A 22,266-nucleotide genomic window follows, 5' to 3' on the forward strand; every position below is an offset into this window, starting at 1 on the left:
CCACTTCCGTCGGTGTGTGAGTAGCACGCGGGCCCGGCCGTCTCCACCGTGAGCACGTGAGCAGGCGGCCTTCGCCGGGTTGGGGCTCTGCCCGGGTGGGGTGGGCCGGTGGGGGGCGTGTCATGATCGGGTGGGTGGAGGCGACACACGCACTTTGGCTGCTCGGGGTGCCGGTCAGCGCGTTGCTGGTGGCGGCGCTGGCTCGGCGGGTGGGGGTTTCGGCGCCGCTGGTGCTGGTGATCGCGGGGCTGCTGGTGTCGTCCGCACCGGGGGTGCCGGAGTTCGAGCTCGATCCCGAGTTCGTTTTGTATGTGTTCCTTCCGCCGCTGCTGTTCTCGGCCGCGTGGCAGAGCTCGTACTTCAATCTGCGGGAGAACGTGCGGCCGATCGGGTTGCTGTCGGTCGGGCTCGTGCTCTTCACGACGCTGACGGTGGGGTACGGCGCGCATCTGATGATCCCCGAGTTGCCGCTGGCCGCGGCGTTCGTGCTGGGGGCGATCGTGGCGCCGCCGGACGCGGTGGCGGCGGTGAGCGTGGCGCAGCGTCTTGGGCTGCCCCGGCGGACGGTGACGATCCTGGTCGGGGAGAGCCTGTTCAACGACGCCACGGCGCTGACGGCGTTCCGGGTGGCGGTGGCCGCCGCGGCGGGGGCGGGGTTCACGCTGGCCGACGGCGCCGGGCGGTTCGCGTTCGCGGCGCTGGCGGGCGCCGCGGTCGGGCTGTTGCTCGGGCCGCCGCTGCACTGGCTGCGCTCCCGGCTGGACGATCCGCTGGTGGAGAACGCGATCGTCCTGGTGGCGCCGTTCGCGGCGTACCTGGTGGCCGAGGCGCTGCACAGCTCGGGCGTGATCGCGGTGGTCGTCAGCGGGCTCTACCTGGGCCATCGCTTCACCGACTCCCCGGCGGCGACGCGGCTGATCGGCACGTCGGTGTGGAAGGTGCTGACGTTCATCCTGGAGACGGTGGTGTTCCTGCTCATCGGGCTCCAGCTGCCGCCGGTGATCGACGGGCTGTCGGGGTACTCGACCGGCGAGCTGGCCCTGTGGGCCGTGGTGGTGTTCGCGGTCACGGTCGCGGCGCGTTTCGTTTGGGTGTTCCCGGCGTCCTACCTGCCGCTGTGGCTGTCGGCGCGGGTGCGCAGGCGGGAGGCCGGGGTCGACTGGCGCGGGCACGTGGTGGTCGCCTGGGCGGGCATGCGCGGGGTGGTGTCGCTGGCGGCCGCGTTCGCGATCCCGCTGGTGGACGAGGACGGCCACCCGTTCCCCGGACGCGACCTGATCCTCTTCCTGACCTTCACCACGGTGCTGGGCACGCTGCTGGCGCAGGGCCTGACGTTCCCGGCGCTGATCAGGCTGCTGCGCATCGGCGGGGAGGGCGAGCGCCACACCGACGCGGTGGCCGAGGCGGGCGCGCAGCACGCCGCGGCCAACGCCGCGCTGCGGCGGCTGGAGGAGCTGGTGGCGGCCGAGCCGGTGCCGCCGGACGAGAACGTGGTCGAGCGGCTCAGGCAGCTGGCCGAGCACCGGCAGCTGCGCGCCTGGGAGCGGCTGGGCGGCGGCACCGGTCCCGAGGGCGAGGAGGTGCCCACTTCGACCTACCGGCGGCTGCGGCTGGAGATGCTGGCCGCCGAGCGGGCGGTGTTCGTGGCGATGCGCGACGAGCGCCGCATCGACGACGAGGTGCTCACCCGCGTCCTGCACGAGCTCGCCCTGGAGGAGGTAGCCCTCAGCCGCGACTGACCTGGGCCGCCGCCCCGGGGAGGGGACGGCGGCCGGTGTTCAGGACCCGTTGAGCGGCTTGTCGGGCAGCTCGACGGCGTAGGACTCCTTGACGACGTCCAGGTGGTGCCACGACTCGCGGACGGTCGCGCCCGGCACCGAGCGGATGGCGTCCATCACGGCCACCAGCTCGGCACGCGAGGACGCCTCGGCCTGCCCGACGATGTCGTAGCGGCCGAAACCGGTCGCGAGGTAACGCACGCCGTCCTGTTCGGCCACGGCCTCGGCGACGCGGCGCAGCCCGCCGGTCACCACCAGCCCGAAGCCGCCCAGCTCGGCGGCGCCGAGCGCGTGCGGATCGGCCAGCCCGGTGACCTGGATGACGCCCGAGCGCATCAGCCTGACCACCCTGGCCCGCGTCGCGGCCTGGGACAGCCCGATGATGTGCGCGAGCCTGGTGTAGGGCGCGCGGCCGTCGCGCTGGAGCTCCTGCAGGAGCCTCCAATCGATGTCGTCGAGCGTGATGTCGCCCAGCTCGCGCACCACGGCGTGGGTGTCGCGGACGGTCGAGACCGACCGGAAGACCTCGGCCGAGCGCACGCCGGGGACGGCGCGGATCTGGTCGACCTCGGCGGCGAGCATGGCGTCGTCGCGGGTGCGCACCTGGGCGACCAGGTCGTGCGGGCCCGCGGTCAGGGCGGTGAAGCTGACGGCGGGGCGCTGGGCGACGGCGTCGGCCACCTTGCGGGCCGAGCCGTCCACGGCGATCGAGACGTGCCCGATCGCCTCCGCCCCGACGACCGCGGCATGCACGATGCCGACGACGCGGACGACTCCGGTCTCGAGAAGGTTCTGCACGCGAGCCCGCACCGCCGTGCGGGACAGCCCGACGCGATCGGCGAGGGCCTGGAAGGTCGCCCTCCCATCCCGCTGGAGCTCGCGGACGAGCACGGCGTCGACCGCATCCAGCACGGCTCTCCTCCTCGACATGCGTTGTATCGGTGTGTCGGCAACTGAAAGATCATTCCATTTCCGGACGGTCAATCGTCAAATTTTGATCTTGCTTGTGTCCGTCATGGCCGATAACCGTGGAAGCGTCGGCGTACCGCCGCCGAAGCGCCGAATTCGGCGCCGGGTAAAGCGTGGCGGCAGCACAACGCGGACCAGATCACCCGTTCGGGGGGCCGGAAGGGCGTCCGGAGGCGGCCTCCGCCCACGTGTTGATCATCACGACGGCGGAGCGTGCATGGGGACGCACGCCCGGTGGGGCCAGGACGCGCGGGGGCACGGCACACCGGCTTCGCGGGCGTGACCTGCATGTGCTTCTCCCGGTGTCCTGATGCGACACCCTCGACGGGCGCTGATCGTCCGCGAGGGGCGCATGTAAGAAAACTGCATTGCTGGCGCAGGATCGTCAAGAGGTAACTTTACAGAGAGCTAAACCTCACGTTGCACTGGCATCCACTGAGCCCTTCACTCACCCCCTGTCACGGCTCTGACACGGGATCGGGGCCGAAGGCCTCCCCGAGGCCAGCGCATCGTCACCATCCGGTGATCCTTTGACGGAACGGATCGTGGTCCTTTGACCGCCTTGTGAAGGCGGGGCGCTCGGCGAGGGCCGCGCGGAGCTTCGCGCCGATCCGCCCGGGTATAGATCACGATGTACCGTTGCCCAGCCACTTTCGTCAGCGATTGGTGTGTAGAAGAGCCGTGCGCCTGTTGAACGGTGGGCCCCCCGCCCACGACCTCACTTACAACGACGTCTTCATGGTCCCGCGCCGGTCGGCGATCGGGTCGCGCCTGGAGGTCGATCTGGCCACGGTGGACGGCAGCGGCACCACCGTCCCGCTGGTCGTGGCCAACATGACGGCCGTTTCCGGCCGCCGGATGGCCGAGACGATCGCGCGGCGCGGCGGGCTGGCGGTCGTTCCGCAGGACATCCCCGCCGAGGTCGTGGCCGATGTGATCGGATGGGTCAAGCAGCGGCACCTGGTCTTCGACACCCCGCTGCGGCTCGGGCCGGGCAGCACCGCGGGCGAGGCGCTGGCCCTGCTGCCCAAGCGCGCGCACGCCGCCGTGATCGTCGTCGAGGACGACCGTCCGGTGGGCGTGGTGACCGAGGCCGACTGCCACGGCGTCGACCGCTTCGCCCAGCTGCGCGACATCATGTCGCGCGACCTGGTGACGCTGCCCGGCTCGGTCGACCCCCGCGAGGCGTTCAACCGGCTGCACGAGCGCGGGCACCGCCTGGCCCCCGTCGTCGACGCCTCGGGACGCCTCACCGGCATCCTGACCCGTACGGGGGCGCTGCGCGCCACCCTCTACAAGCCCGCCGTGGACGGCGCCGGGCGCCTGCGCGTGGCCGCCGCGGTCGGCGTGAACGGCGATGTCGCGGGCAAGGCCAAGGCGCTGCTGGAGGCCGGTGCCGACCTGCTGGTCGTCGACACCGCGCACGGCCACCAGGACAAGATGATCAGCGCGCTGGCGGCGGTGCGCGGGCTCGACCCGAGTGTCCCGGTGGTGGCCGGGAACGTGGTCACCGCCGAGGGCACCCGCGACCTCATCGAGGCGGGCGCCGACATCGTCAAGGTCGGCGTGGGCCCCGGCGCCATGTGCACCACCCGCATGATGACCGGTGTCGGCCGCCCGCAGTTCTCCGCCGTGCTGGAGTGCGCCGCCGAGGCGCGCCGCCTGGGCCGCCACGTCTGGGCCGACGGCGGGGTCCGGCACCCCCGGGACGTGGCGCTCGCGCTCGCGGCGGGCGCGGCCAACGTGATGGTCGGGTCGTGGTTCGCGGGCACCTACGAGTCGCCGGGCGACCTGCAGCGCGCCGCCGACGGCCGTCTCTACAAGGAGAGCTTCGGCATGGCCTCCGCACGGGCCGTGCGGCTGCGCACCGCCGACGACTCCCCCTTCGACCGCGCCCGCAAGGCGCTGTTCGAGGAGGGCATCTCCACCTCGCGGATGTTCCTCGACCCGCAGCGCCCCGGCGTCGAGGACCTGGTCGACTCGATCGTCGCGGGGCTGCGCAGCTCGTGCACCTACGCGGGTGCCCGCACGCTGGAGGAGTTCCACGAGCGGGCCACGGTCGGCATCCAGGGCTCGGCGGGCTACGCCGAGGGCAAGCCGCTGTCGACCAGCTGGTGAGCCGGCGAGCGGCCCAATAAGGCGACGCGCCGAAGTTGTATTAACACAGGGCGACCATTCGGTTGCACGCTGTCCCTTCAGGGCGGAGAAGTGGATCTCCGTCCCTGAAGGGGGCTGTCATGTACGACGGTGGACCGATCAGCGCGCGCCTCGAAGCGCACACCGCGGCACCGGAGGCGCTGCCTCCGGATCTCCCCCCGCCGCCGCCCCGCCGGGCCCCCTCGCTGGCCGAGGCCCTGCTGCTGACCGCCCTGTCGGCCCCGCTTCCCGGGCTCGCCCACCTGCGCGCCGGATGGGTCCGGACGGGCACCGCGCTCCTGCTGGCCTACGGCCTCGCGCTGACGGCCGTCGTGGTCATCGTGTGCCGGACCCGATCGGGTCTGATCGAGCTGGCCGTCCGGCCGGGCTGGCTGGCGACGCTGGTCGGCGTCTGCGTCCTGGCGGGCGTCCTCTGGGCGCTGCTGACCCTGCACTCCTACCTGGTGCTGCGGCCCGAGGCCCTGACCCCGGCCGGACGCGTGTGCGGCGGGATCGCCGCGACGGCCCTGTGCCTGCTGGCGGCCGCGCCCGCCCTGACCGCCGCCCGCTACGGCCAGCTCCAGCGCGAGCTGGTCGAGGGGGTCTTCGCCGAGGAGCCCGCCGCGGCCGGGGCACCCGCCGCGCTCCCCCAGGCCGACCCCTTCGCCCGGACGCGCCGCCTGGACGTCCTGCTCATCGGCGGCGACGCCGACGTCGGCCGGGTCGGCATCCGCACCGACAGCATGACGCTCGCCAGCGTCGACACCCGGACCGGGAACACCGTCCTGTTCGGGCTGCCGCGCAACCTCCAGAAGGTGCCCGTCCCGGCCACCCGGGCGAGGTTCCCGGCCAAGGAACTGCTCAACGCCGTCTACCACCACGGCAGCGTCCACCCTCCGGCGTTCGGCCGCCCGGTGCGCGACCCGGGGGCCGAGCTGCTCAAGCGCACGGTGAGCCGCATCGTGGGACGTCCCGTCCCCTACTACGCCATGGTCGACATGCGCAGCTTCCGGCAGATCGTGGACGCGATGGGCGGCGTCCGTGTGTGCGTGGAGCGGGCGGTGCCCGTTCCCCGGCAGCAGGTGCCCGGCGGCGTGCTGCGCCCCGGCTGCCGCAGGCTGAGCGGCCGCGAGGCGCTCTGGTACGGGCGCTCGCGCACGGGGAGTAGCGACTACAGCCGAATGAGTCGCCAGAAATGCCTCATGTGGGGATTGGTCCGGCAGGCCAGTCCGATGACCGTGCTGCGCAGCTTCCAGCGTCTTTCGCGGGTGTTCCGCGCCTCGGTCAGCACCGACATTCCGCGCGGGCTGCTGCCCCATCTCGCCGGGCTCTCGGTCCGGGCGAAGGGCGCCGACATCACCAGCCTGCAGTTCGTCCCGCCCCTGGTCAACGCGAGTGCGCCGGACTACGCGGCCATTCGCGGGCTCACCGCCAGGGCCATCGCCGAATCGGGCTCGGACTCCCCCGGCGTGTCGCGCGTGCATATGCTGAACAAGACTTGCACCTGACGGTGGCCCGATTCCGTTCCGCCGCCCACGCAACCTTTAGCCGGTTTTGCGCGTCCATAATGTAAGTCTGGGTCTGGAATCACCGTGGGTGGGGGATCGGAGCTTACATGGCGAGTCAAACGGCCGACCGGGGTACCGCCGAGGCGGACCCGGAGCCGGCCTCTGACGATGCTCACGGTCTCCCCCGTGCGCTCGCCCTCACCCTCGCCTCCGCCTTCGTGTGGGGAGTGGCCCACCTCTGGTCCGGCCGCCGGGTCGCCGGAGGCGTGCTGCTCGGCGTGTTCGTCGCCCTGGGCATCGGAGCCGCCGTCGCCGCGGCGCTCTACCGCGACGAGCTGATCGAGCTGGCCGTCCAGCCCGACTGGCTGTCGGCCATGGTCGGCGGGCTCGTCCTGCTCGGCCTGATCTGGATCACGGTGGTCGTCCACTCCTACCAGACGGTGCGTCCCGGCGCCCTGTCGCCCGCGGGCCACATCGCGGGCGGCACCGTGGTCGCGCTGCTGTGCTTCGGCGTCGCCGTGCCGGTCGCCTGGAGCGCCTACAACACCTACGTCGCCCGGGACGCGCTCACCAGCATCTTCCGCAGCGGCAACAACAACGGCCGCCACATCGACGCCAGCGACCCGTGGAAGAACCAGCCGCGCGTCAACATCCTGCTGCTGGGCGGCGACGCCGCCGCCAACCGCGAGGGCGTGCGCACCGACAGCATGACGCTGGCCAGCGTCGACACCAAGAGCGGCGACACCGTCCTGCTGAGCCTGCCCCGCAACCTGGAGAACTTCCCGATGCCCGAGGGACCGGCGCGCAACCGGTTCCCCTACGGCTTCACCGGCGACGGCGCCGGGACGCCCGGCCTGCTCAACGAGGTCTACCAGTACGCCGAGGAGCACCCCGACATGGTGCCCGGCGCCGTGAAGAACCAGCGGGGCCCCGAGCTGCTGCGCAAGACCATCTCCGGCATCCTCGGCATGCCGGTCGACTACTACATCCTGGTCGACATGTTCGGCTTCGCCGACATCATCGACGCGATGGGCGGGGTGAAGGTCAAGATCCCCGAGCCCATCCCCTACGGGCAGCAGGGCGCGATCCTGGCTGCGGGCGAGCGGACGCTGGGGGGCAAGGAGGCGCTCTGGTACGGGCGCTCGCGCACCAACAGCGACGACTACACCCGGATGGGCCGCCAGAAGTGCCTGATGCGGGCGATCGCCAAGCAGGCCGACCCGCAGACCATCCTGACCAAGTTCGACCGGCTCGCGGCCGCGACCAAGCGCGCGCTGTCGACCGACATCCCGCAGGAGCTGCTCCCCGCGCTGATCTCGCTGTCCAAGCGGGTCAAGGGCGGCGCGAAGATCAACAGTCTGCAGTTCGTCCCGCCGCTGGTGAGCACCGGCAACCCCGACCTGGCGATGATCCGCCGCCTGGCCGCCAAGGCCGTCCAGGGCTCGCCGGGCGACGCCACCACCTCCCCCAGCACCACCTCGCGGCCCACCACGTCGAGCCCCTCGCCCTCGACGAGCACGGGCCCGAGCACGGGCCCGGGCGGCACCTCGCCCTCGCCGTCGGCGAGCCCCACGAGCCAGACCAAGCCGGTCTCCCTGGACGCCACCTGCCCCTGACCCCGCAGCGAGCCGAGGAGGCCCGATGAGGCGGGCGCAGCGCCTGCGCCAGGTGGTCAACGCCGTCAACCTGTCCACGCCGCTCGGGCTCGCGCTCGCCTCGGCCGGCACCCGCCGGACGTCCGGGCTGACCAGGGCACCGGGCGGGCTCATCGTGGCGGGCGGGTACCGGCTCCCGCTCCCGGCCGCCCACGCCTTCACCGTCGGCGACGTGGTGCTGTTCCGGGGCGAGCCCGCCGAGCTGCTGGAACGTCCCCGCCTGCTGCGCCACGAGGGACGCCACGCGCTCCAGTACGCGCTGTTCCTGGGCCCGGTGATGATCCCCCTCTACTTGGTCTGCGCGGGCGTTTCCAAGGCCGTGTGCGGCGACTACGCCTCCTACAACCCCTTCGAGCGCCTCGCCGGGCTGGACGACGGCGGCTACACCAGGCGCGCTCCGCGCTGGCGCACGTGACCGGCGGTCTTCGCATGCCCCCGAAGGGGGGATCATTAGAGGACTGACCACGAGCGAGAAGGGCTGGTAGGGGTGCCCCTCATCCACGGCTGCGAGGCCTTCCGGGTGACGATGCCGCGCGGCCGTCGCCCGGAGAGCGTCCTGGTGCGCCTGACCGGCGGCCAGGACGCGGTGGGCTGGGGCGAGGCCCCCCTTCCCGCCGGACGCGACGCCGCGCCCGCGGCCGAGGCCGTCTGGGCCGACATCGAGGAGCGTCTGGGCCCCGCGCTGATCGGGCTGGAGCTCGACCGTCCCGAGGACGTCTCGGCGGCCGCCGACCTGGGCGGTCATCCGGCCGCCGCGGCGATCGACATGGCCTGCTGGGACCTGTGGTGCCGGGCGCGGGGGCTGCCGCTGGCGCACGCGCTGGGCGGCACCCGCACCTCCATCGTGACCGGCGCGACGCTCACGCCCGAGCCGATCCTCTCGACGGTGGTCAGCCGGGTGAACCAGGCGGTGGGCGCGGGGCACACGCGCATCACGGTCGAGGTGCGTCCCGGCTGGGACATCGAGCCCCTGCGCGAGATCCGGCGCGCCTATCCGGCGCTGGCGGTCGTGGCCGACGGCGGGCACGCCTACCGCGAGACGCCCGAGCACCTGGACGCCCTCGAGGCGCTCGACGGGTACGAGCTGCTGGCGATCGAGCGGCCCTTCCCGGCGGGCGATCTGGCCGCTCATGCCCGGCTCCAGCTGCGGGTCGGCGCGGCGGTCGCGCCCGAGGCGCCGGACCTGGCGACCCTGGCCGCCGCGATCGAGCTGAACGCGGGCCGCGCGCTCAACCTGCGCATCGGGGTGCTCGGCGGCCTGACGGCGGCGCGCGGCGCCCACGACCGCGCGTGCGCGGCGGGCTGGGACATCTGGTGCACCGGTGCGGGCCCGTTCGGCATCGGCCAGGCCGCCGCCGTGGCGCTGGCCGCGATGCCGGGCTGCACGCTGCCCAGCGACGTGTCCGACCCGGCGGGCGGCCCGGCGATCGTGTCGCCACCGGTCCGCTCGTCCGGCGGGGTGGTGGGGGTGCCGCTCACCCAGGCCGGGCTCGGGCACGAGATCGACGAGGAGCGCATCGTCAGGCTCGCGAGCCGCCGGATGCGCCTGCCCGCGTGACCGGCGCCCCGGTCTGGGTGGTGGCGGGCCCGCCCGGCTGCGGCAAATCCACCGTGGCGCGGCTCCTTCTGGCGCGGCTGCGTCCCGTCCCGGCCCTGCTGGACAAGGACACGATGTACGGCGGCTTCGTGGCCGCGACGCTGGCGGCGCACGGCCGCGACCCGGGTGAGCGCGAGGGGCCCTGGTACGACGAGCACGTCAAGGCGCACGAGTACGGCGGGATGACCGCGACCGCCCGCGAGATCCGCGCGCACGGCTGCCCGGTGCTGCTCGGCGGCCCCTTCACCGGCCAGATCCGCTCGCCGGAGCGGTGGGCCGCCTGGGTGGACGAACTGGGCGGCGACCCCGTCCGGCTGGTGTGGATCCGCACCGACGCCGCCACGCTGCGTCACCGCCTCACCGAGCGCGGGTCGCCGCGCGACACCGGCAAGCTGGCCGCGTTCGAGGAGTTCGCCGCCCGGATGCGGCCGCAGGAGCCGCCACCCGTCCCGCATGTGGAGATCGACAACCGGCTCGGCGCCCCCGTGGCCCTGGAGCCGCAGGTCAGCGGGCTACGCTAAGTCACGGAAATGCAAGAAGGCGCGCCCCTTTGTCCATGGAGCCCGAGCGCGGAAAGGGGTTGGGTTTCGCCAACGGTCGCTGAACGTTCGGCGACGCGGTCTGCGCTCGAAAGGTACGTCATGCGGAACAAACGAGTTGTGTCCCGGCTTGCCGCCGGTGCTGCTGCGATGACGCTCATCGGACCGCTGGCGGCCGCCTGCGGCGGGGACGACGACAAGGGCGACGGCGGCTCCAAGGGTCCCGCGTCGTTCGAGTTCTGGGGCTGGGCCCCCGGTTACGCCGACTCGGTGAAGGCGTGGAACGCCAGCCACCCCGAGATCAAGGTGACCTACCGCGAGATCCCCCCGGGAGCCAAGGGCGGCTACTCCAAGATGCTCTCGGCGGTGAAGTCCGGGAACGCGCCCTGTCTGGCCCAGGTGGGCTACGAGTCGCTGCCCAGCTTCCTGTCCGAGGGCGCCGTCCAGGACGTCTCCGCGCACGCCGACAAGGCCAAGAGCCAGTTCACCGACTGGTCGTGGAGCCAGGCGCAGTTCGAGGGCAAGACCTACGCGGTGCCCGTCGACATCGGCCCGCAGGCGATGTACTACCGCAAGGACGTGCTGGCCGAGCACAAGATCGAGGTGCCCAAGACCTGGGAGGAGTTCAAGGCCGCGGCGCAGAAGCTGAAGAAGGCCGACCCGTCCTCCTCGCTGACCAGCTTCCCGACCGCCGCCAGCTCCAGCTACTGGTTCGCGGGCCTGTCGTGGCAGGCGGGCGGCAAGTGGTTCCAGACCCGGGGCGACTCCTGGAAGGTCGGCCTGGCCGACCCCGCCACCCTCAAGGTCGCCGATTACTGGCAGGGCCTGCTGAAGGAGAAGCTGGTCCGCACCGACGCGGCGTTCAGCCCCGAGTGGTACAAGGGCCTGGGCAGCGGCAAGACCGCCATCGCGATCGGCGCCGTCTGGCTCAACACGCTGATCCAGGAGAACGCGGCCGCGACCAAGGGCAAGTGGGCCGTGGCCCCGACCCCGCAGTGGCAGGCCGGGGGCAAGGCCGCCGGCAACGAGGGCGGCTCCCCCAACGCGGTGCTGAAGGGCTGCAAGTTCCCCGCGCAGGCCGCCGAGTTCGCCACCTGGTTCGCCACCGACCCCGGCAGCCTGAAGAACCTGATCGAGAAGACCGGCATCTACCCCGCGGCCAAGGCCGGGCAGCAGCTGCCCGAGGCCAACAAGCCCTCGGAGTTCTACGGCGGCCAGAACATCTACGAGGTGTTCAAGGACGCCGCGGCCAACACCGACCCGGGCTGGAAGTGGGGGCCGACCATGACCGACTCGGCCACCGTGATCGACGACGCCTTCGGCCGGGCCGCCGCCGGGCGGACCACGCTGGGCGGCGCGCTCCAGGACGCCCAGGCCAAGACCCTGAAGTCGATGAAGGACAAGGGCATCAACGCCACCGGATGACCTCCGGGCGCCGCGCGTCCCCGCCCCGGGGCGCGCGGCGCCGTCCCGTTCCCCGGCCGTTCCGGAGCCGTCCCGCCGAGTAAGGAGCCCTCCGCTCATGGTCCCCGAGGCCCCGCCCGTCGCCGCCGCAGCGCCGGTGGCCAAGCGCCAGGCCACCGCCGTCCGCCGGCGGCGCCGCCCCCGGCCCAACGGCGCCGCCCTCTTCCTGCTGTCGCCGTTCCTGCTGCTGTTCGCCGGGACGTACGCGGCGCCGATGGCCTACTCGGTCTTCAAGAGCCTGTTCCGGGAGAAGCGGTCCGGGCTCGGGCTGTCGGCGCCGGTGACCGAGTTCGCGGGCGTGGACCAGTACGTCAAGGTGTTCTCCGACGAGGCGGTGATGCGCAGCCTGGGACGGGTGCTGCTGTTCGGGATCGTCCAGGTCCCGATCATGCTGGGGCTCGCGCTGGTGCTGGCGCTGCTGCTCGACTCGGCCGCCGCCCGCTTCACCAAGTTCTTCCGGCTGGCGTTCTTCCTGCCCTACGCCGTCCCCGGGGTGGTCGGGGCGATCCTGTGGGCGTTCCTGTACCAGCCCGGGTTCAGCCCGCTGGACGACATCCTGCACGTCGACCTGCTCGGCGAGGGCACCGTGCTGTGGTCGGCGGCCAACATCGTCACCTGGACCTGGACGGGCTACAACATGCTCGTCATCTACACCGCGCTGCAGGCGCTGCCCCGGTCGCTGTACGAGGCGGCGGCGCTGGACGGCGCCTCGGCCTGGACGATCGCCTGGCGGATCAAGGTCCCGCTGGTGCGGCCCGCGCTGGTGCTGACCGGGGTCTTCTCCATCATCGGCACGCTCCAGCTGTTCAACGAGCCGTCGGTGCTGCGTCCCATCTCGGGGAACGTCTCCAGCACCTACACCCCGGCCATGGCCGCCTACAACGCGGCGTTCGGCGCCAACGACTTCAACTACGCCGCCGCCATCGCGGTCGTGCTCGCCGCCACGGCGTGCGTGCTGTCCTACGTCTTCTTCACCGCGTCCAGCCGGGGGGCCGACAAGTGAAACGCGCCCAGGTCCTGACCACCAGCGCGCTGTTCGTCGCGTCGGTCTACTTCCTGCTCCCGCTGTGGTGGCTGATCGTCGCGGCCAACAAGAACGGCTCGGAACTGTTCAGCACTCCCGCCCTGTGGTTCGGCGGCGAGGCGCGGATCGGCGAGAACCTCTCCGACGTCTTCGCCTACCAGGACGGCGTCTTCGCCGACTGGATCGTCAACAGCCTCCTGTACTCGGTCGTCGGCGCGGCGGCCGCGACGCTGCTGGCCGCCGCCGCCGGCTACGCCCTGGCCAAGTACCCGTTCCGGGGACGTGGCCTGGTCTTCGCGGTCATCATCGGCGCGCTGCTGATCCCGCCGCCGCTGCTGGCGGTGCCGCAGTACCTGCTGGCGTCCAAGACCGGCATGGTCGACACGGTCTGGTCGGTGCTGCTGCCGAGCATGGTCAGCCCCTTCGGGGTCTATCTGGCCCGCGTGTACGCCGACACCGTCCCGGACGAGCTGCTGGAGGCCGCCCGGGTCGACGGCGCCGGGGAGCTGCGGATCTTCTGCACCGTCGGGCTCCGGCTGATGGGCCCGGCCCTGGTCACGATCTTCCTGTTCCAGACCGTGCAGATCTGGAACAACTTCTTCCTGCCGCTGGTGATGCTGGCCGACAACAAGCTGTGGCCGCTGACGCTCGGGCTGTACTTCTGGAACAGCAACCCGCAGAAGTCGTTCTTCACGCTGGTCATCGCCGGTTCGCTGATCTCGATCGTCCCGCTGGTGGTGGCGTTCCTGTCGCTGAACCGGTTCTGGCGCGGCGGCATGACGGCGGGCGCCGTCAAGGGCTGACCCAATGTCCAAGGGGGCCCTGCGTTTTGTCCATGGTGCCGGTGATCTCCCAGGAACACGCTGTTCATCGATCGGACAGCGGAAGGATCCCCCCGTGAAAAGATTCACCACGCTCACCGCCGTCGGCGCCATCACCGCCGGGCTGGCCACGGCCCTCCCGGCCGGGGCGGCCCTGGCGGCCCCCGCCGGCGAGGCCGTGCTCTCCTCCGGCGCGCTGGACGTCCGCGTCGACCGCGCGTTCCCGCGCGTGATCTCCTACACCGACACCGCCTCCAGGGCCGTGATGTACGGCCAGGAGAGCGCCCTGACCTCGGTCGTCATCGACGGCAGGGCCCGCACCCCCAAGGTCGCCAGCACCGTGGACGGCGCCACCGCGTCCTACGTCCTGGACTTCGGCGGCGGCGCCGCGATCCGGGCGACGATCCGGGTGCGCGGCATGGTCACCGAGTTCCGGGTCACGCGCGTCTCGGGCATGGCGGTCGGCACCCTGGAGATCCCCGGCCACGGGCTGGTCAGCGTCCGCAGCACCCAGGCCGACGCCACGGTCCGCTCGGCCACGCTGTCGCTGGACAAGGCCAAGGAGGGCGACACGGTCACCGCCGTCACGGCGGCGACCAAGCCGGAGGCGGCGCCGACCGGCGCGACCTACGTGGTCGCCAGCGCCGGGGGCCTGGCCGCCGCGCTGGAGAACAACTCGGTCTACGACCAGCCGGCCAAGGACGTCACCGACTGGGACCGCGGCCGGTTCCAGCGGCAGGCCAGGGCCGGGGACGGCTTCACCGAGGTCGAGATCGGCAACGGGCAGTGGACCGTCCGGGGCAAGGGCGCGGCGCACGACGAGCCGCTCCCCTACGCCCGGGTCGTGATCAGCCGCGACCGCAACGGCGACGGCCGGGTCGACTGGCAGGACGGCGCCATCGCGATGCGCGACATCATGGTGCGCCCGCTCGGCGGCCAGGAGCAGTCGCTGCGGGTCGTCCCGCACATCCCGTTCAACTTCGCCAGCCAGGCCACCAACCCGTTCCTCAAGACGCTCGACAACGTCAAGAGGATCTCGCTGGCCACCGACGGGCTCGGCCAGTACACGCTGCTCAAGGGCTACGCCTCCGAGGGCCACGACTCGGCCCACCCCGACTACGGCGGCAACTACAACCTGCGCGCGGGCGGCCTGCGCGACATGAACCACCTGCTGCGCGAGGGCCGCAAGTGGAACAGCGACTTCGCCGTCCACATCAACGCCACCGAGTCCTACCCCGAGGCCAACGCGTTCAGCGAGACGCTCGTCGACAAGAACAACAAGCAGTGGGACTGGCTCAACCAGTCCTACATGATCGACCACCGCCGCGACCTGACGTCCGGCGACATCGCCCGGCGCCTGGCCGACCTGCGCCGCGAGGCCGACCCCGCGCTGAACATGCTCTACATCGACGTGTTCCGCGAGTCGGGCTGGAACTCCGACGCCCTCCAGCGGATCCTGCGCGCGCAGGGCTGGCAGGTCACCACCGAATGGGCGCACGGGCTGGAGCGCTCGGCGCTGTGGTCGCACTGGGCCAACGACAAGGACTACGGGCCCGACCGGATGCGCGGGATCAACTCCACGCTGATCCGGTTCGTCCGCAACCACGAGAAGGACGTGTGGGCCGACCGCGACGCGCTGCTGGGCACGCCGACGATCCACGACTTCGAGGGCTGGGTCGGCAAGACCGACTGGAACAAGTTCTACGCCGGCGTCTGGACCGACAACCTGCCCGCCAAGTACCTCCAGGCGCACCCGATCAAGTCCTGGTCCGACAAGGAGATCACCTTCTTCGGCCCCACCCGGGTGACCAGCGCCGCGGGACGCAAGCAGATCTTCGACGGCGACCGCCTCGTCTACGACGGCGGCGCCTACCTGCTGCCCTGGTCGCCCAAGAGCGCCACCAAGGCCTACCACTACAACCCCAAGGGCGGCACCACCACCTGGAAGTCGCCGTGGCGCACCTCGTCGGTCTGGGTCTACAAGCTCACCGACCAAGGCCGCGACGCCGGGACGCGCGTCCCGGTCACCGGCGGCGAGGTCACGCTCGACGCGGCTCCCGGGCAGCCCTACGCGGTCTACCCCAAGAAGGCGCCGCCCGCGGCCGACCCCGAATGGGGCCAGTTCACCCCGGTCAAGGACCCCGGGTTCGACTCCGGGACGCTGAAGTCGTGGGCGCTCGGCGGCTCGGCGTCCGTCGAGCGCAACGCCACCGGCGACTACGAGGCCGTCGTCCGCTCCGGCTCCCTCAGCCAGGACCTCAGGCTCGCCCCGGGCACCTACGCCGCCTCGGCCGACGTCGAGGTCGGCGCCACCGCCGGGGAGCGCCGTCCCGCCCGGATCTCGGTGACCTCGGGCGGCCGGACCGAGACCACCACCGCCGAGGTCTCCACCGCCCAGAACCACGTCGCCGCCGACGTCAAGCACGGCTCCCGCCTCCAGCGCGTGTTCACCTACTTCACCGTCGACTCCTCCGGCCGGGCGCGGCTCGCCCTGGACGCCGGGGCGGGGACGGCCCGCGTGAAGTTCGACAACGTCCGGGTCGTCGCGGCGACGCGGCCGGGGAAGGTCGAGGGCTTCGAGCACGTCCCGCAGGGCTGGGGACCGTTCGTCAAGGGCGACGCGGGCGGCGCCATCGATCCGCGCACCCACCTGGCCAGGAGGAACGCGCCGTACACCCAGCGCGGCTGGAACGGCAAGCTGGTCGACGACGTCATCAGCGGCGACTGGTCGCTGAAGTCCCGCGCCGAGAACAAGGGCGTGGTCTACCGCACGACACCCGACCGGGTCCGCTTCAAGCCCGGCCACCGGTACCGCGTGGAGTTCAAGTACGAGAACGCCCACGCCGGGCACTACACGTGGCGGACGGCCGTCGACGAGCCCGCCGCCCGGGTGCTGAAGGACACGCCCATCGGCGTGGTCACCTCGCCCGGCGCCTTCACCCAGGAGTTCACCGCCCCGGCCAAGGGCGACGCCTGGGTCGGGCTGGTCAAGACCGGCGGCGAGGAGGCCGACGCGGAGTTCGTCCTGGACGACTTCACCGTCACCGACCTCGGCCCCGCCACCTGACTCCCGGGGGGCACCGCAACTCGGCGCCCCCCGGAGGAGTCCGGCCGGGTGACCGCGCCACCCGGCGGGACTCACAAACGGAAGGGCCGGCCCCCACCCGGGACCGGCCCTTCCGCCATCCACTCAGCCCGGGCGGGCCCTGCCCCGGCACCACTCAGCCCGGGCGAGCCCTGCCCCGGGCATCCGCTCAGCTCCGGCATCCACTCAGCTCCGGCGCGCCCGGCCCCGGCATCCACTCAGCCCGGGCGAGCCCCACCCCGGCCATCCACTCGGCTCCGGCATCCACTCAGCTCCGGCGCGCCCTGCCCCGGCACCACTCAGCCCGGGCGAGCCCCACCTCGGCCATCCACTCGGCTCCGGCATCCACTCAGCTCCGGCGCGCCCGCCTCCAGCATCCACTCAGCCCGGGCGAGCCCCACCCCGGCCATCCGCTCGGCTCCGGCATCCACTCAGCTCCGGCGCGCCCGGCCCCGGCATCCGCTCAGCCCGGGCGAGCCCCACCTCGGGCATCCGCTCAGCTCCGGCGCGCTCGCCTCCGGCATCGGCTCAGCTCCGGCGAGCCTGCCTCCGGCATCCGCTCAACTCGGGGTGGGCCCCGCCTCCGGCATCGGCTCAGCTCGGGCGGGCGCCGCCGGACAGGTCGGGCTCGGCGAGCAGCTCCACGCGGGGCTCACCGGCCTCCTCCAGCTCCAGGACGACGATCTCGTTGTCCCCCTCGCACAGCACCGGGCCGGGCAGGTAGAGGGTGCGCTGGGGGCCGCGGTCCCAGTAGCGGCCCAGCGCGAAGCCGTTCACCCACACCAGGCCGTGCCGCCAGCCGGGCAGCGCCACGAACGCGTCGCCGGGCTCGCCGACCGTGAAGGTTCCCCGGTAGAACGCCGGGACGGCGGCGGCCGCGCCCTCCTCGAAGGGGACGTCGGGACGCTCGTCCAGCGACAGCGGCCGCGCGGTCACGCCGTGCAGGTACTGGCGCTCGTGCCGGATTCCGCCGAGGACGCCCTTGCGCTCGCCCATCAGCGGGCCGTAGTTCACCCGTCCCAGCGACTCGACCAGCACCGCCACCCGGGACGGCCCCGGCACCTTCACATCACCCGGCTCGCCGCGCTCCACCACCGCGACGCGGCGGCCGTCGACCGAGACGTAGGCGCGGTCGCGCAGGTCCGACAGGATCAGCGGGTAGTCGGCGCGCGGGCCCGGGACGTCGAGCTCGTAGAGCACCAGCCCCTGGCGCAGCCCCAGCTCGTCGAACGTGGGCGGGACGGGCGCCGTCACCGGGTTGCCCAGGGCCGCCTCCAGCGGCGCCGAGGCGGTCAGCGGGACGGGGCGCGGGGGCAGGACGGGCGGCGCGGGCGGCGGCTCGGGGGCGGGCCCCCCGTACCGCGTCAGCACGTCGCGGTAGAGCCAGAACTTCTCGGTCGGGGCGCCCTGCTCGCTGATGGGCGCGTCGTAGTCGTAGGACGTGACCGTGGGCTGGAACGCTCCGTCGTGGTGGGCGCCGCCCCGGTTGGCGCCCGCCCAGGTCCCGAAGTTCGTCCCGCCGTGCGCCATGTAGACGTTGACCGACCCCCCGGCGTCCAGGATCTGCTCCAGCGCCTCGGCGGCGTCCGTCGGGTCGCGGGTGACGTGCTCCTCGCCCCAGTGGTCGAACCAGCCGTTCCAGAACTCCATGCACACCAGCGGGTCCTCGGGCCGGTACCGCTTGAGCATGGCGAACGCCGACTCGGCGTCCGAGCCGAAGTTGACGGTCGCCAGCACCCCGGGGATCATCCCGCCGGTCAGCATGTGCTCCTCGGGCCCGTCGGAGGTGAACAGCGGCACCTCCACCCCCCGCGCGCGCAGCCCGTCGGCCACGTGGGCCAGGTACACCGCGTCCGAGCCGTAGGAGCCGTACTCGTTCTCGGCCTGCACCATCAGAACGTTCCCGCCCCGGTGGATCTGACGCTCGGCGACCAGGGGGATCACCCGGTCGAACCAGCGGTCCAGATGGGCCAGGAACGCGGGGTCGCGGGTGCGGGTGCGCCGGCCGAGCTCGCCGGTCAGCCAGGACGGCAGACCTCCGTTGTCCCATTCCGCGCAGATGTAGGGCCCGGGCCGGACGACCGCGTACAGGCCCGCGCGGGCCGTGGCGTCCAGGAACCGCTCCAGCTCGCCGAGCCGCGCGTAGCGGCCCGGCTCCGGCTCGTGCAGGTTCCATGGCACATAGGTCTCGATCGTGTTAAGGCCCATCGCGCGCGCCATGGCCAGACGATGATCCCAGTGCCCGGGGTGCACGCGGAAATAGTGCACCGCGCCGGCCAGGAGGCGAAAGGGACGTCCGTCCAGGACGAAGTCGGCGCCCTCCACGGTGAAGGCGGGGTTTTTCGAGGTCAGCACCTGCCTTAGCCTGCTGATCTAACGAACGGTTCGGCCATGGACAAACCGCCACGGCTTGATGGACTCGACGAATGGATGACCATGACGGTTGAGGAGGTTCCCCAGCTTCCCGACGTGACCCGGTGGTGGCGCTACCTCACCCCGAGCCCGGTGCATCGCCGTCTGGGCCTGGCGTGCCTGGGCGTGGGCATGCAGGAGGGGGCCCTGCCGACCGTCGGGCCGCGCGCGCTCGACCATTACGTCGCCGTGATCATCAGCCGGGGGCGGGGCTGGTTCTCCTGGGACGGCGGCGAGCCCGTCGAAGTGGTCGCGCCCGCCCTGCTGTGGCTGATCCCCGGGGTGACGCACCACTACGCCCCCGACCCGCCCGGATGGGCCGAGTCGTTCGTCGACTTCGCCGGAGCGGCGGCCAACGCCTATACCGAGCTGGGCTTCATCGATCCCGCCGCCCCTGTGATCCCCCTGTCGAGCACGGGCGCCGCCGAGCAGGTGATCAGCCGGATCGCGCTCGCGTGCCGCAGGGGAGACCCGTTCCTGGAGGTGGAGGCGTCCGCGCTGGTGCACGAGCTGCTGGTCACGCTGCGGCGCAGCCGCGCCGACCAGGACGCCACCGGGAGCCCGGTGCTGAAGAACCTGGCCCGCGACGCCACCCAGCCGCTCTCGATCGCCGAGCACGCCCGGCGGATGGGCCTGTCGGTGGCCGAGCTCCGCAAGGCGGTGCGCCTGTCGGCGGGCTGCAGCCCGAAGGACTACGTGCTGACGATCCGCCTCAACCAGGCCAAGGAGCTGCTGGTCACCACCGACCTGGCGGTCGCCTCGATCGCCCGCCGCGTCGGCTACGACGACCCGGGCTATTTCACCCGCATCTTCACCCGCCGGGTCGGCACGGCCCCGAGCGAGTGGCGCTCGCAGCAGATCGGCGCGCGCTAGCGCGGCGGCCGGCCCGGCGGAGGCTGAACGGGGCCGGACGGAGGCTGAGGCGAGCCGGGCGGAGGCAGGGGCGAGCCGGGCGGAGGCTGAGGCGAGCCGTGGGGAGGCTGAGGTGAGCCGGGCGGCGGAAGCTGAGGCGAGGCGAGCGGCGGGAGCTGGGGCGAGGCAGGTAGGGGCTGGGGCGAGCCAGGCGGTGGGACCTGGGGCGAGCTGGGCGGTGGAAGCTGGGGCGGGCCCGAAGGCGGCTGACGGCGGGCGCGGTTCTTGACCCGGTCGCCCAGCTTGCGGCCCAGGTCCTGGGCCTGGCGGCCGCGTTCGGACTCCAGGGCCTGGCGGCCGAGGTCCTGCGCGCGGCGGGCCTGGTCGGACCGCAGCGCGCTCTGGACGCGGTCGTGCTGGGCCAGGCGCCCGGCGTTCTCCCGGACGGCCTGGGCGCCCTGGCGGGCGGCCTCGGCGGCCTGGCGGTGCGTTCCGGCGCGGACGACGACGGTGCCCGAGAGCAGGTCGTTGAGGGTGCGGCGCGTCCGGGCGAAGGGCAGGGGCAGCAGGTTGGCCGTGAAGACGGCCACGGCCGCCGCCCAGGCCACCACCGACAGGAAGAACCAGCCCTGCAGCAGGAAGATCCAGGCCACCGCGTACACGCCCGTCCCGGCCAGCGTGGCTGCCAGGGCACGGCGGAAGGCCGCCGCCGGCCCGGGCGTGCGGGCGCCGTCGGCGAAGCGGCACACGCGGACGTCCAACGCCACCTTGCCCAGCGTGCGGCCCTTCCAGAGCGTCGCGACGAAGTGGTAGACGAGCTCGATCAGCACCAGCAGGACGATCGCCTGCACGACGTAGCCGACGAACTTGTCCCACACGTCCACGCCGAAGTCGGCGGCGATCTTCTCCACGTCGCCGCCGGACGTCAGCAGCCCGGAGCCCGCCTTGAGCGCCTTGGCGGGCAGCCCGGCGCCCGCGACGTAGTCCTGGAGGCGTCCCCAGGTCATGACGCCCAGCAGGATCGCCGCGACCAGCAGCAGCCCGGCGTCGACGGCCCAGGCGCCCAGGCGGCGTCCCAGCGGGGCAGGGTCGTTGACCAGGTAGGACGACGGCAGCTCGCCCACGGGCGCGGGAGGCGGGGCTGGCTGTGGGGGGCCGTACACGTGCACCTCGGGGGGTTGGGCGGCGGGCGGCACGAAACCCCCGCAGTCTAGGGCGCCCCGGCCCGGCCGCGCGAGGAAACCGTCCGCCCCCGGGGGGGCCGGGTCAGTACGACTTGGGCAGCCCCAGGGAGTGCTGCGCGACGAAGTTGAGGATCATCTCGCGGCTGACCGGCGCGATGCGCATCAGCCGGACCACGCCCGCGAGCATCCCGACGCCGTACTCGGTGGTCAGGCCGTTGCCGCCGTGGGTCTGGATGGCCTGGTCGACGCAGTGGATCGCGGCCTCGGCGGTGGCGTACTTGGCCATGTTGGCCGCCTCGCCCGCGCCCAGGTCGTCGCCCTCGTCGTACAGCCAGGCGGCCTTCTGGCCCATCAGCCGCGCCAGCTCCAGCTCGATCTTGGCCTGGGCCAGCGGGTGCGCCAGGCCCTGGTGGGCGCCGATCGGGGTCTTGAAGACCTGGCGCTCCTTGGCATAGGCGGTCGCCTTGTCCAGGGCCAGGCGGCCGATGCCCGCGCCCATCGCGGACGCCATGATCCGCTCGGGGTTGAGCCCGGCGAACAACTGGAGCATGCCGCCGTCCTCGTCGCCGACCAGCGCCTCGTAGGGCAGCCGCACCTCGTCCAGGTGGCAGATGAACTGCCGCTCGGGTGAGACGATCTCCATCTCGATCGGCGTCCAGGTGAAGCCCGGCGCGTCGGTCGGGACGATGAACAGCGACGGGCGCAGGTTGCCCTTCTGGTCCTCGGTGCGGCTGACGAACAGCACCGCGTCCGACTCGTCCACACCGGAGATGAACGTCTTCTGCCCGCTGAGCACCCACCCGTCGCCGTCGCGGCGCGCGGTTGTGGTGATGCGGTGCGAGTTGGACCCCGCGTCCGGCTCGGTGATCGCGAACGCCATCTTCACCGAACCGTCGGCGAAGCCGGGCAGCCAGCGCTTCTTCTGCTCCTCGGTGCCGGAGCGGGCGATGATCGTGGCGCAGATGGCCGGGGACACCACCATCAGCAGCAGGGGGCAGCCCGCCGCGGCCAGCTCCTCGCAGACCGCGGCCAGGTCGCCGATGCCGCCGCCCCCGCCCCCGTATTCCTCGGGCACGTTCACACCGAGGTAGCCCAGCGCGCCCGCCTCGGCCCACAGCTCGTCGGTCTTCAGCCCGGCCTTGGCCTTCTCCACGTAATACGAGGCGCCGTACTTGGCGCCCAGCTCGGCGACGGCGGCGCGCAGCGCCCGCCGCTCCTCGGTCTCGACGAAGCTCATGGGGG

At 72.6% G+C, this 22,266-nt stretch carries 16 protein-coding genes; 12 read left to right on the top strand and 4 right to left on the bottom strand.

Features of this window, described 5'->3' with window-relative positions; translation table 11 throughout:
- The first annotated feature begins 134 nt into the window (after window positions 1-134).
- Complete coding sequence (locus ACQPY4_RS22915) at window positions 135-1,739, top strand: Na+/H+ antiporter (RefSeq protein ID WP_433323825.1); 1,605 nt, start codon at window positions 135-137, stop codon at window positions 1,737-1,739.
- Between the two features lie 39 nt (window positions 1,740-1,778).
- On the opposite strand, the gene ACQPY4_RS22920 is transcribed toward ACQPY4_RS22915, so the two are convergent.
- Window positions 1,779-2,690 carry an Lrp/AsnC family transcriptional regulator gene (locus ACQPY4_RS22920; protein ID WP_433323827.1) on the bottom strand — a complete coding sequence of 304 codons (912 nt, stop codon included), beginning with the start codon at window positions 2,688-2,690 and terminating at the stop codon, window positions 1,779-1,781.
- 738 nt (window positions 2,691-3,428) lie between these two features.
- Between ACQPY4_RS22920 and ACQPY4_RS22925 the strand changes: the two genes are divergently transcribed.
- The 10 genes from ACQPY4_RS22925 (at window position 3,429) to ACQPY4_RS22970 (ending at window position 16,558) form a co-directional block, all read left to right on the top strand.
- Window positions 3,429-4,865, top strand: a complete 1,437-nt coding sequence (locus ACQPY4_RS22925; RefSeq protein WP_433323829.1) for a GuaB1 family IMP dehydrogenase-related protein — start codon at window positions 3,429-3,431, stop codon at window positions 4,863-4,865.
- Window positions 4,866-4,984: 119 nt separating this feature from the next.
- Entirely contained in the window at window positions 4,985-6,391 is a 1,407-nt protein-coding gene (locus ACQPY4_RS22930; RefSeq protein WP_433323831.1) for an LCP family protein, read from the top strand.
- A 107-nt stretch (window positions 6,392-6,498) separates the two neighbouring features.
- Window positions 6,499-8,007, top strand: a complete 1,509-nt coding sequence (locus ACQPY4_RS22935; protein WP_433323833.1) for an LCP family protein — start codon at window positions 6,499-6,501, stop codon at window positions 8,005-8,007.
- A gap of 25 nt (window positions 8,008-8,032) precedes the next feature.
- Complete coding sequence (locus ACQPY4_RS22940) at window positions 8,033-8,461, top strand: hypothetical protein (protein ID WP_433323835.1); 429 nt, start codon at window positions 8,033-8,035, stop codon at window positions 8,459-8,461.
- Between the two features lie 72 nt (window positions 8,462-8,533).
- Complete coding sequence (locus ACQPY4_RS22945; RefSeq protein ID WP_433323837.1) at window positions 8,534-9,604, top strand: enolase C-terminal domain-like protein; 1,071 nt, start codon at window positions 8,534-8,536, stop codon at window positions 9,602-9,604.
- Complete coding sequence (locus tag ACQPY4_RS22950) at window positions 9,601-10,164, top strand: AAA family ATPase (protein ID WP_433323839.1); 564 nt, start codon at window positions 9,601-9,603, stop codon at window positions 10,162-10,164. The genes ACQPY4_RS22945 and ACQPY4_RS22950 overlap by 4 nt, the downstream gene beginning before the upstream one ends.
- 168 nt (window positions 10,165-10,332) lie before the next feature.
- Window positions 10,333-11,607, top strand: a complete 1,275-nt coding sequence (locus ACQPY4_RS22955) for an extracellular solute-binding protein (RefSeq protein WP_433323841.1) — start codon at window positions 10,333-10,335, stop codon at window positions 11,605-11,607.
- A 97-nt stretch (window positions 11,608-11,704) separates the two neighbouring features.
- Window positions 11,705-12,649 carry a carbohydrate ABC transporter permease gene (locus tag ACQPY4_RS22960; protein WP_433323843.1) on the top strand — a complete coding sequence of 315 codons (945 nt, stop codon included), beginning with the start codon at window positions 11,705-11,707 and terminating at the stop codon, window positions 12,647-12,649.
- Window positions 12,646-13,473: a carbohydrate ABC transporter permease gene (locus tag ACQPY4_RS22965; RefSeq protein WP_433323845.1), complete on the top strand. Its 828-nt coding sequence runs from the start codon at window positions 12,646-12,648 to the stop codon at window positions 13,471-13,473. The genes ACQPY4_RS22960 and ACQPY4_RS22965 overlap by 4 nt, the downstream gene beginning before the upstream one ends.
- Before the next feature lie 94 nt (window positions 13,474-13,567).
- A complete protein-coding gene (locus ACQPY4_RS22970) occupies window positions 13,568-16,558 on the top strand; it encodes an endo-alpha-N-acetylgalactosaminidase family protein (protein ID WP_433323847.1) in 2,991 nt (996 codons plus the stop codon).
- A gap of 612 nt (window positions 16,559-17,170) precedes the next feature.
- Here the strand turns inward: ACQPY4_RS22970 and ACQPY4_RS22975 are convergent.
- Window positions 17,171-18,931 carry a glycoside hydrolase family 35 protein gene (locus ACQPY4_RS22975; RefSeq protein ID WP_433323849.1) on the bottom strand — a complete coding sequence of 587 codons (1,761 nt, stop codon included), beginning with the start codon at window positions 18,929-18,931 and terminating at the stop codon, window positions 17,171-17,173.
- A gap of 81 nt (window positions 18,932-19,012) precedes the next feature.
- Here ACQPY4_RS22975 and ACQPY4_RS22980 point away from each other — a divergent pair, with 81 nt between their 5' ends.
- The gene (locus ACQPY4_RS22980; RefSeq protein WP_433323851.1) at window positions 19,013-19,861 is read left to right on the top strand and encodes an AraC family transcriptional regulator; all 849 of its coding nucleotides are present in this window, start codon (window positions 19,013-19,015) and stop codon (window positions 19,859-19,861) included.
- Here the strand turns inward: ACQPY4_RS22980 and ACQPY4_RS22985 are convergent.
- Together ACQPY4_RS22985 and ACQPY4_RS22990 are read right to left on the bottom strand one after the other, a co-directional pair.
- Complete coding sequence (locus tag ACQPY4_RS22985) at window positions 19,858-20,964, bottom strand: RDD family protein (RefSeq protein ID WP_433323853.1); 1,107 nt, start codon at window positions 20,962-20,964, stop codon at window positions 19,858-19,860. The two genes, ACQPY4_RS22980 and ACQPY4_RS22985, sit on opposite strands and share 4 nt — an antisense overlap.
- A gap of 142 nt (window positions 20,965-21,106) precedes the next feature.
- Window positions 21,107-22,261, bottom strand: coding sequence for an acyl-CoA dehydrogenase family protein (locus tag ACQPY4_RS22990; protein WP_433323855.1), 1,155 nt, complete (start codon window positions 22,259-22,261; stop codon window positions 21,107-21,109).
- Window positions 22,262-22,266: the final 5 nt, after the last annotated feature.

The sequence above is a fragment of the Spirillospora sp. CA-294931 genome (assembly GCF_050946795.1).
Lineage (GTDB): Bacteria > Actinomycetota > Actinomycetes > Streptosporangiales > Streptosporangiaceae > Spirillospora.